General features: G+C 47.1%; 8 protein-coding genes and 1 pseudogene. 3 read left to right on the top strand and 6 right to left on the bottom strand.

The window, feature by feature from the left end:
• Positions 1–1,150 (top strand): annotated as a pseudogene (locus tag BP97_RS39965) (IS110 family transposase); the annotation flags it as partial.
• Between the two features lie 324 nt (positions 1,151–1,474).
• On the opposite strand, the gene BP97_RS0130400 reads toward BP97_RS39965, so the two are convergent.
• The 6 genes from BP97_RS0130400 to BP97_RS0130375 form a co-directional block, all read right to left on the bottom strand.
• Positions 1,475–1,990, bottom strand: coding sequence for a hypothetical protein (locus BP97_RS0130400; protein ID WP_028552476.1), 516 nt, complete (start codon positions 1,988–1,990; stop codon positions 1,475–1,477).
• Positions 1,991–2,028: 38 nt separating this feature from the next.
• Positions 2,029–3,609: an ABC transporter permease subunit gene (locus tag BP97_RS0130395; protein ID WP_156043425.1), complete on the bottom strand. Its 1,581-nt coding sequence runs from the start codon at positions 3,607–3,609 to the stop codon at positions 2,029–2,031.
• On the bottom strand, positions 3,606–4,484 hold the full coding sequence (locus BP97_RS0130390) for an ABC transporter ATP-binding protein (protein WP_028552474.1): 879 nt from the start codon (positions 4,482–4,484) through the stop codon (positions 3,606–3,608). Before BP97_RS0130390 ends, BP97_RS0130395 begins: the two co-directional genes overlap by 4 nt.
• Positions 4,485–4,658: 174 nt before the next feature.
• The gene (locus tag BP97_RS0130385) at positions 4,659–5,753 is read right to left on the bottom strand and encodes a sensor histidine kinase (RefSeq protein ID WP_028552473.1); all 1,095 of its coding nucleotides are present in this window, start codon (positions 5,751–5,753) and stop codon (positions 4,659–4,661) included.
• A complete protein-coding gene (locus BP97_RS0130380) occupies positions 5,750–6,478 on the bottom strand; it encodes a response regulator transcription factor (RefSeq protein ID WP_028552472.1) in 729 nt (242 codons plus the stop codon). The genes BP97_RS0130385 and BP97_RS0130380 overlap by 4 nt, the downstream gene beginning before the upstream one ends.
• A gap of 287 nt (positions 6,479–6,765) precedes the next feature.
• Positions 6,766–8,505 (bottom strand): ABC-F family ATP-binding cassette domain-containing protein, encoded by a 1,740-nt coding sequence (locus BP97_RS0130375; protein WP_028552471.1) that lies wholly within the window; start codon positions 8,503–8,505, stop codon positions 6,766–6,768.
• 1,093 nt (positions 8,506–9,598) lie between these two features.
• Here BP97_RS0130375 and BP97_RS0130365 point away from each other — a divergent pair.
• Both BP97_RS0130365 and BP97_RS0130360 read left to right on the top strand, forming a co-directional pair.
• Positions 9,599–10,474: a hypothetical protein gene (locus tag BP97_RS0130365; protein WP_028552470.1), complete on the top strand. Its 876-nt coding sequence runs from the start codon at positions 9,599–9,601 to the stop codon at positions 10,472–10,474.
• A gap of 229 nt (positions 10,475–10,703) precedes the next feature.
• A complete protein-coding gene (locus tag BP97_RS0130360; protein ID WP_028552469.1) occupies positions 10,704–10,910 on the top strand; it encodes a hypothetical protein in 207 nt (68 codons plus the stop codon).
• The last annotated feature ends 258 nt before the right edge of the window (positions 10,911–11,168 follow it).

Raw genomic sequence — 11,168 nt, 5'->3', positions numbered from 1 at the left:
TTCTTAGACAAAGGAACGCCCTACGGTAAGAGTTTTTCAATCATTCATACACATGAGGGATTACTGCTTTTCCATCAGCTTTTAAGGAATCTTGAAGCCTTCACTGGACAAAAACCAACGGTTATTCTAGAGGCTACGGGCCATTACAATGCCCCTATCACCAAGTTTCTGGATGAACAAAACTACCTTTATGTTGTAGTTAATTCCCTTTTGTCTTATCAAGCGAAAAAGTCTTCTAGCCTACGTAAAGTAAAAACGGATGCTATTGACGCCTATGCCTTATGCGAATTCTTTTACAAGGAGGAATTCGAACATCATAAGACAAGAGGTGTCCAGTTACTGAACCTGCGCAATCTCACAAGACAGCACGAATCGGTAACGGGACAATTCGTTCAAATCAAACTTCAATTTCAAGCGGTATTAGATCAGGTATTCCCTGAGTTTAGGGGCGTTTACGGGGCGTTATACTCTGCGGTTTCTCTGCAAACCTTGTTAGCCTTTCCAACGTCCGAGGACGTTCTCAGTGCCGGTGAAACTAAATTAACCGAGAGGATTGCGGTTTTATGTCCAGGTCGTTCTGAAAAATGGGCTAGAGAAAAGGCCCAGAACCTTATGGCGGCTGCAATTCGAAATCCGTTTCGCAAAGCACCATTTCATAGTCACTTATTTTGCATGAATATGTACATTAGCATGCTGCTCCATTATAAAGAGCATCTATCTACCCTCGAAAAGCAAATAAATGCTCTCGCAAATGAAGTTGAGGAATATGAGATTATCCAATCCATCCCCGGCATCGGAGAAAAAATCGCGGCAACGATTATTTCTGAAGTTGGTGAGATTGATCGGTTTAATCACCCTAAAAAGCTCGTTGCCTTTGTTGGTGTAGATCCCAGTGTTCATATCTCAGGCAAGTTTACGTACGATTAATCGCATCACAAAACGTGGCTCTAGCAGACTCAGGCATGCCCTGTACATGGCAGTACTTTGCGGGCTGAGGCGCTCTGGGAGTAAGAAGCTCAAAGCTTTTTACGATAAAAAAGTGGCTGAAGGAAAACCTCACAAAGTAGCGATGATCGCATGTGTTAACAAGTTACTACATTGGATTTTTGCCATGCTTAAACGAAAAGAAGCATACCTCGAATTAATTTGATTGGCAATCAAACGAAACCCATGAAAAACTTTCCAAAACCACGTCGGAGGGTTATTTGGCATGTTCAGTAATTAGTATAGCACCATCTTCCCCATTTTCTATTGAAAAATCTTGACAAGTTATTAGCTGGTTTAGCTTAAACGCGGCTGCCAATTAATTCCGGCAGCCGCGTCTTAGTAGTTTTTTGATCTATCGTACCCTACTTTAACAAATTTGTGCGAATCTTATAGGTGTTACCGAAAGGACCGAGCCTTTGACCACCGATCAATCGTAGTTTTTTTCACTGAAAACGACACGGCTACTCGAGACCCAAGAAGGCCCGAATCAGCGGCTCTTCACGATGCGTATGGGGCCGAAGGGAGTGTCTACCGGGCCAGAGGCTTCCAGACTGTGCGGCGATATCACCTGTATCTCCCCGTTCGCCGCTTGCACGGTAAGGGACGCATTCCTCCAATTGGCGGACCAATTCAACCGAATGTCGTCATACGCTTGTTCCGGCAAACTTACGACCAGCTCTCTTCTGGGCTTGTCTTTGTAATTCAGATAAGCTCTCTGCTTAAACACCGATTGAATCTGAAGCTCCGCCCCTTTGACATAGGTTTCGAGCGTCCACTCGTCAGCCTTCGCCTTTTCCCCCGAGAGAGAGGCGGCTATTCGGCCATCGTTGCTTTTGCAGACGACCAGGTCCACATCGGTGAGATCCATCACGATTTGCTTCACCGTCTCGCCGGACATCGTCTTGCTCACGTCCACGTTTTCATAGCTCAAATAGTTATACCAGATGGTGGTTGCCACCACAGCCGTTATGATGATTAGCCATACGCCGACTTGTTTTTTCATAGATATCTCTCCGTTCTTAACCTATCCGGTTCATTTCATTATTCATTTAGCCTTTTAATCCTTCCCAGCAAAGCGGCTGTATAAAGAATCAGCGCAGCAGTCAAATAGATCCAGACGTTGTACCCTGCGGTCAAATCCATGAAGTTTAAGAGAGGCGCGCCGTTCAGCGGCCCTAGGTACCACAGCGCCATATAAACGATTTCGAACGTTTTGCCGCTTCGAATCCACACCCCGCAGGCAAGAGCCAGCGTAGGAACGAACACGGCTCCAGCCGCCCATATCGACAGCATCGTCATTTCCTGCTCCATAAGCAGCCGTACGGCAACGCCCGAGCTGATTAGCATCGTTAGAACGATCCCGGCGATCCATTGGACATGAAGCTGTCGGGTTATCGGGCCCGGGGAGGCATAGAGCAGTTCTTCCGTACAAAAGCGGTACTCTCGGGTTCCGGCTGCAGACCAGACGGCCAACGGCCAAAGCCAGGCCATCGGCCAAATGACTCGTTCCACCGCGCCGAAAGGAGCGATAAAGCACAAAATCATAAGTCCGTACGCAACAAAAAGCCACATGCGCGCACCCGAGAGCATCAATCGGAGCTCGGCCCCGAGCAGGGCAAGGAAAAGAGCCCTGCCTGTCACTGGCGTTGCCGGTGTTAACGACCGCCAGGATAGCGCAGTACCAAAGGCTGAATCAGTCTGCCGAATTTCGACCGGCCGGTCCGCTTGTTGTTTGCCACCGATGGATGGGCCGGATCTCACCTGAAAGCGGCGAAAAAAGAACGAGGCGGTCCACGCCAGAATAACTGCCGCCACGATCCATACCATACGCCCGACGATAACCGGGAAGGTCCAATCCACGCCGTACCATAAAAAGGTCTGAATCGGTGCGTCCAGCATCGTCAATCCCTGAGAGAATTGCCCGTTATATTCGGGAAACTGCTCCTTGAGCGACTCCGTGATACTGGCGAGAGGAATCGCCCGGCCGAACGGATCGGTAAACGTAAAGAAGCTTCCTAAGGGAATGGACTTCGTGCCTGCAAATACGGTCAAGAGCCACGCCGCAAAATAACAGACATTCCCCTGTGTCCCCCGTAGCCATGGAATGATTTCAAACCATATGGCTACGGCCGATATCAATGAGATCAGGGGCAAGGTCAAGAACAGAAACGGCGAGACCAGCGCCCATAGATCGACAGCCCGATCTTCCCCTCTCACCCATTGCATGACCAGGGCCGATAGCATCGTAACGACGGCGATGACGCATAAGATGGCCCAATTGCTGAAGAATTTGCCAAGAATGTAGGTGCTCCTGCCCACCCCTGATGCGGCAATGATCGGCCCAGTTCCCGCATGCCGATCGACCCCCACCGCCTTGGAAATGAAATAAAACCCAAGTAGCGAAAAGAACACTGAGAACGATATCGCGACGGACGTCCCCATCCACGCGGAATTGTACAGCCCGACATAATGATCGAAGACCAGAGTGACATAGCTGCCATTGCGCGGAGGTGACAATATATTGCCGAGCAGCACGGTAAGAAACAGAGTGACGAGAAATCCTTGCTGCCGAACCCGTTCCAGAAAGTCGGCTCTGGCTATACTGTATACGGCGGTCATCATATCCGGTCTCCTTCGGAAGAGATAAGCGACAGATAGGCGTCCTCCAACGTGGGCGCAGCAGATCTCGCTCCAGGGCATGGGAAACTGTCAGAGACGACCCGAACTTGAAAGCCGTCGGAGCGGCGAATCATTCCGCTGATCAGCCAATTCCGCTTGGCCTCTTGCAACTCACTGTCTGGGATCGTCGTCTCCCATACCTTGCCCTGCATCCGCTCCAGCATCGTTTCCGGGGCAGAATGGGCGAGCAGCGAGCCATGGTGCATGATCGCGATGCTGGCCGCAGCCGCTTCGATATCCGATACAATATGCGTAGAGAAGATGACGATGCGTTCCCCGGACAAATCGGAGAGAAGATTGCGGAAGCGCACCCGTTCCTCCGGATCCAGACCGACGGTCGGCTCATCGACGATTAGCAACTCGGGGTCGTTCAGCAGCGCCTGTGCGATGCCCACCCGCTGCTTCATCCCGCCCGAGTAGCTGCTTAAACGGCGATTGCCTGCATCCGTCAAGTTGACCAGCTCGATCAATTCTTCAATTCGCCTCCTCGCGATTCTTCCGGTCATTCCTTTCAGCGAGGCCATATACTGCAAAAACTCCACCGCGCTTAAATTCGGATATAGACCGAAGTCCTGAGGCAAATAGCCGAGCACCGCCCTTACCCGGTCCGGCTTGACGGCTGTGCTCACCCCATTCCACAGCACGTTTCCTTCTGAAGGCTTCGTAATCGTAGCCAGTATGCGCATCAAGGACGACTTGCCCGCCCCGTTGGGCCCGAGCAACCCGGTCACGCCCGGCTTTATGTGCAAGCTGATTTGCTTGACCGCCCAGGACGATCCGCCGTAGCTTTTCCCCACATTGTCCAGTATCAATTCCATCCGAATCATCTCCCTATTTAACGACATGTTACATAACGGCCACCCTTGTTTTCATAGTACAGACCCAAAGTAAAATCCAGGTAAACAAGCGGCCAACGGACGGTAAAAGATGGCCGTACATCAAAAAAGCCGCCCCCGTCATCATGGAGCAGCTTCTTAACTGTTTATTATGGTTCAGGCAGGAATGGCAATCGAAATCGCAGTCCCTTCGCCCGGCTTGCTTTGAACCTCAATCTCCCCCCGATGCGCCAAAACCAATTGTTTGGCTACGGCCATGCCAAGTCCAGTCCCTTCAGATTTCTGGTTCGTCGAGCTTCCCCGATAATAGCGGTTGAACAAATGCCGCAGCGTTTCTTCGTCCATCCCTGCCCCGTTATCTACGATCTCAATACGAACCCGCTCGTCGCTGCGGCGGACGGAAATGGAGATGACGGTGCCCGGCGGATTATGAAGCACCGCGTTGATCAGCAAATTGTACAATACTCTCCCGAACAGCTTGGCATCATAAACAGCCTCGATTTTCTCCTCATTCATATCGCAATAGAGCTCATGCCCACTTGCCCGGGGGCTGCTCGCTACATCAGCGGCAATACGCCGCACAAAATCGACCATATCGCCGGTCTCCGCCGATATGGGAATCTTCTGATGATCCATCCGGAAGGAGAGATTCAAGTCATCAATCAATTCTTCCAAATGCTCGGACTTATGCTGAATTTCTTGCATAAATTTCGTCTTTTCCAATTCGCTCCAGCTGTAACAGGAGGAGAGCAGCATGGCGGAGTAGCTTTTGATGTACGTCAGAGGCGTTTTCAAATCATGCGATATGCCTGCCCCCCATTCGCGCTTCAGCTCATCCAGCCGTTCCCGTTCCTCGGCGCTGTGTTTCAAACTCGCGGTCAGCTTCTCCATATTCAAGAGAAGGCTTTCGTACAGCTGATACGGTTTCTTCAGCTTTCCGTTTTTCATATAAAAACTTTTTCGAGCCAACGGCTGTTCGTACACGTCATTGGCCAGACGCATGATCCATTGCATCAGGTAGACCAGAGGTTTGCCTAAATACCAAATGCAATAGATAAAGCAGAGCAGAATACTGCCGAAAACGAATACCAGGAAGATAACGAGCTTCTCCTGCTCCTCGCTCATCCAGGGAATAGGAATCATATGCTTGGCGGTAAACAGGCACGCGATCCCTCCTAAGGTCATGATCATCACCATGCGGACGATCAGACTCCCGACCAGATGGACTCCTAGCTTGAGGTAGATGTTCATCGCACTCCCCTCCCGCCGCCAGGAGGTACGAATTTATACCCGATGCCCCGAAGGTTAACAAGAATTCGGGGCTGCTTGGGGTCTTGTTCTATCTTTCTGCGCAACTTAGAGATATGCATGACGACAGTTTTCTCATCACCGAGATAGACGCTCTGCCACACTTGCTCATACAACTGGCTTGGCGTGAATACGCGATTCGGACGCCGGCATAAAAAAAGCAGTAGCTCGAACTCCTTGGCTGTCGCATGAATATCTGTGCCGTTTACGATAATGCGCCCTTCATCCTTGTAAATTTGGAGAAGTCCGTAATCCCATACGGCGGGTTCGGCTTCCGCTGCGGCAAGTGCCTTGTAGATGCCTTGTCTGCGCAGCTGTGCCTGGATCCGCGCCACAACTTCCAAAGGGTTAAAGGGCTTCGTAATATAGTCGTCGCCACCGATCCCAAGGCCCGTCAGCTTATCTAGATCGCTGGAACGGGCTGTGACGAACAAGACCGGTACCTGTGTATGCCAACGAATTTGACTGCATAGCTGGAAGCCGTCCATATCCGGAAGCATCACATCCAATACAATTAGATCGAAGTCGCTGTTCTGAACGCAGTGTAGTGCCTCCTGGCCTGTCATGGCCTTCGAAATGCGGGTATAGCCTTCTTTTTGCAGCAAAAGCTCCAAAATATCGAGAATGCCCTGCTCATCGTCTACCAACAGAATGTTTTCATGCTTCACGGTTGATCATCCTTTATATCCATACTAAGTCATCTCTCATACTAGCACGATATTGGGAAATCGCGCAAAAAGCGATAGCAACCGCCTCCAGCATGTTAGTTACCAAGCATTCCGAGAAGAACGCATTAGGGGATGAAGATAAATTCTAGTCGGCCGCTGTTGTCTTTAAACTATCGTACCCATTAGCGTAATGATTTACTGTGATACGGTTCACCGCACTAGGTGAAACGGCAAATTTTAAGCCATCCCGTTTAGGATGGCCCTCTCTTGTGTATGGATTACTCCAATTAAAGCAACTTAATCAGCTCTTCTAGCTCATCAACCAATACTTTTGCAAGTTCAAAATTAGTATCTTTTAAAGCCAACTCTATTTTCATTTCAACAGATTTTTTATTTTGTTCATTTTCTAGATAATGTCTATCAAAATGACTCGAATAAATCATCTGTCTAAATTTTCGCATACTCATTTTTCTAATCGTCTTATCGTCAATGATTAAAACATAATCCATCCCATTTACAACAGAATAGAAATCATGAGAAATCATGAGAATCGCACCTTTATAGTCTTCAATGGCCTTCTCCAGTGCTATTTGTGTATACGTGTCCAAATGGCTTGTCGGTTCATCAAGAAGCAAAACGTTTGCTTTACTGGCAGAAACCTTAGCCAATTGAAGCATATTTTTTTCTCCACCAGATAAAGAAGCTATCTTTTGATTAACGATTTCCCCTTCAAAGCCATAGTTTGAAATATACGATCTAATCTCATCATAAGTTTCAAATCCAGCATCGATGAATTCTTCTAGTATTGTATTAGAATCCTTTAGCACTTCTCCTTGATTCTGAGATAGATAAGCCACTTTAACATCCGCATTTATTTCAATTGAAGCATGCTTATTTTTAAAGATATCTCGGAGTAAAGTTGTTTTCCCGGTACCGTTTGGACCTATAATGGCTACTTTATCTGTAGATTTTATCTCAAAGTTAACATTGTCTAAAAGTAATTCATCAAACGTAACACTATAATTATTGACATTTACAACAATGGTGTCTTCAATCTCATTTTCAATACCGAAACTAATATTCGGTTGCTTAATATCAACAAATGGCGCTTTAATTCTACGCGCTTCCAATCTTTCTTGAAACCTAACTCTAGCTTTTAATGCTCTCCCTCTAGATGCTTCTGAATTATACGTTGCGATAGCTCTAAGATTATCAATAATGTTATCGTATCTCTCAATTTCTTCTTGTTCAGCAACTGCGATTTCTTGCAACTCAATTTTTGTCTGAAGTAATGAAAAGTTGTATTCCATATATCGCCCATCAAACTCTTGGATCTCCATGTTTTCAAGGTGTAGAATTTTGTTAAAACAATGATTCAATAAATATCGGTTGTGCGTAACAACTAACAGCATTCCTTTGTGAGAATTAATAAGATTTCTAAGCGCATTTAGGTTTTCAAAGTCTAAAAATACATCGGGTTCGTCCATAATCATTAAGTCTGGATTACTAAGCATTTCCTTCATCACTTGAATAAGTTTGAATTCCCCACCACTCAGGTCGGATACCCTAAGATCCTTTAGCTTCATGAGGTTGGCTAGATTTAATTTCTTATTTATGTTGCTTTCAAAATCAGCCCCACCGATTGAATCAAATGCGTCTAAAGCTAATTGATACTTTTCTAATAACGAATCAATATCCGATGACGTTTCCATTTCCGTACAAATAGATGTTATTTCATTTTGTATCTTAATAAATTCTTCCCCTATATATTCAAAAACTGTTGTTTTTTTCGATTTGTCTAGTTGTGAGAATTGACTCACATGCCCAATTTTGCAAGTCCGGTCTATTTCTAACCTGCCCTCGAACATATATCTTTCTGGATCCATCAGTATATCTATCAATGTACTTTTCCCACTGCCACTTGTTCCTATAAAAGCGCAATGTTGTGCCTCTTCAAGCGTAAATGAAATGTTTGTATATAGTTCTTTTTGCGGAAATGAGAAGGATAAGTTATCAACTATTATCATAGTGTTACCTTTCTTTATAACTAAAATAGCGATTATTAGATGTATTGCAAAACATAGATTTTGAGTTTACCGTTGTTAGAGTAACACTGTTTACAACTAACTTCAATGGGGTCAAATTTCCATGCTACTTCTCAACTATCCTCATAAAAGCGCCGGAATGTACCTTATTCATCTTATCTGGCTCTTTGATCAAATAATGATAAGGCGAGAATACCTCCTGACGAATAGCCAACGGAATAGGTCGGGGTGCTCCTGGTTGTTCCATTTCATTCCATTTTTTGCATAATTGACTCGAGTTGTATAATAAAAACTTGTTGTTACTTGTGATACGGGTGATACGGTTCTCCGTAACTATGCTAATAGCGAAAAAAAAGAATGCTTGTTCAAAGCATCCTTGGTTAGATCAAAGCAAAGGTATCTCATGACGATTCTTTTCTTCAAAATCCTCTACTTCCCTTATCTTAGACTCTACAAATATTAGAGAAGAAAATTGCTTTGACTAGCTTTACATACTATTTGTGATAACTCCAACTATTTCTCTTAGCTTTTTTTCATCTTCGAGTAAATCAATATTTTTTATGTCGTCAATTTCGTATAGACTTATCTCCGTAGCTTCCAAAGAAGAATCCCAATAACCAGTATTTGAATAATATGTTATAACGAGGAGTGCCCAAAGTCATCAATTATTTACTTTATTATTTGATACTTATTCATTCCTTGTTTGCATTACTTATAATAAGGTTCAGTTTAACGATACTATCGGCAAAAAATGCGAAAGGAACTGCTGCTGCGCGGTGATCTGCTTGTTCCGTTCAACTATCGTACCTGTTAGTTGCTCACGCCATATTGAAATGCATGTCGACTTGGGGGGATTCACAGCGGACAACATTATAGTGGTAAAATATAGATATGAAATATTGGAGGTGAAGTTGTGTATGGCTGAGTACAAAGATAATAGGAAGTTGAACTTCCTATTACGGCACCTAGAATATCATAACACCTACAAAAAAACGTTCAATAATGAGGAAGAAAAAGGGAAGAACCCCCCGCCGCCGCTCAGGGTGCGAGTATCTTCCTCGGGAGGGCGATGCCAATGAGGAATGCTGCGGAGGGGCAGCAAGAACATATCGAGACGCTGCCGCTGTTCTCCACCACGGATAAGAACGGACGGATGACTATGCTCCGGCCGGGACGTCGCGTCGGACGCGCGGCTCCGCTGATGCCGTGGCTGCTTACATCCGCTGCACTGTGGGCGCTGACAGGCTCCGTGCCGTTCGGCGCACTGCTCGGCATGGCGCCTACACCGGAGATCAGCATGCTCCTAGGTCATCCGGTCACAGTGGGCATCGCCGTTTTGCTGCTGTTCATCGCGATCGGTACGACCGGTGGAGTGTACTCGCGATCGAATGAGCAGTTCGGACAGACCAGGGTGGCCGGCCTGTTCGCGACGCTATCGGTAGCAGGAGGGCTCGCAGCAGTCTCGGGAGTCCTCCTGCTCTGGACGCTGACAAGTGACCTGTCGCGCCCCTTTGACCTCGAGGCCATAGTGACATCGCCGACGATCCCGCCAGAGCTCGGCGCCGTCGTCGGAGCTAGCTTCGCCCTCTGGGCCGCCATCGCGCTCCTGCGGTTGCCCGGCTCTATCGCCCACGCCCGGCGGCGTCAGGCGGACATCAAGCGACTCCGCGTGGAGGGTTCGTCATGCACCGGGACGTTGACCGCCGTGAATTTTACTAACAGTTGGCTCTTTAATTTCCCGATGTTCACGGTTGAGGTAAATTATATCGTTGACGGTGCTCCACGTGTCGTCTCAGCACACATGCGCACCAGCGCCGACCGCGTTCCCGTTGTCGGGTCGCGAATGATCGTGCTGACCGATGATCGCGGAACCACCTACGTGGAGCTGGACCTGGCGAAAGGAGCGGCATTCGAGCTGGACGTGGGGAAGTACGCCCCGTCGGACGGATGATTTTACGGCCCTGATGCAACATGGTTATGCCGCGAGGGAACAAGCCATCTTAGCGATCCATCTTAAACCATAGCCCGCCCGAGAAACATAATGAAGTTTTAGTTGAAATGGAGGATGCTACACGGGTTTACACGTTGGGTCTTGGCGAGGCATACCGGCAGATGGAGGCCATGAATGGTTTGAACCAGCCAATGGAACAAGATAATTTTAGCAATAGGGTGACGATCACATGGAACAGATTTATGTGAATCAGACGGTAAAGCGTATACAGAAACGGCTGAGCCACAGTGATGACAGAACAGCTTTCGAAAAATCGATTAAGGAAGCCGTCACCATTGGTGTTGATCAGTTTATACCTCATCTTCAGTTAGGGAGAACTCAAGTGAATACGGTGGCTGACTTCGAGAAAATGGTCAAGATTGGGCTTCTTATGTAGGGAGAGCCTGCCGAATGATTAGAACTCACCACCGATATCAGGATGCATGAGATGCAGTGGGAAGCAATTATGAGCATGCCAGAGTTTAAAGCAATAAAAAAACAGATTGGCTGAATTAATGAACATAGTCCATCACAGGTGTTCTCCTTTCGTTAAGTATGAAAGCGTTCCAGATCTTCTTCGGCCTCCCTAAGCGCAGTTGTATCTCCGACACTCTGGCCTGCTCGGGATATGAGTTCGGCAGCTTTCTGAATGCCA

The sequence above is a fragment of the Paenibacillus sp. UNC451MF genome (assembly GCF_000686845.1).
In the GTDB taxonomy this organism is placed as follows: domain Bacteria; phylum Bacillota; class Bacilli; order Paenibacillales; family NBRC-103111; genus Paenibacillus_S.
Note: the sequence above shows the minus strand (reverse complement) of the source record. Positions and strands in the feature narration are given on the sequence as shown.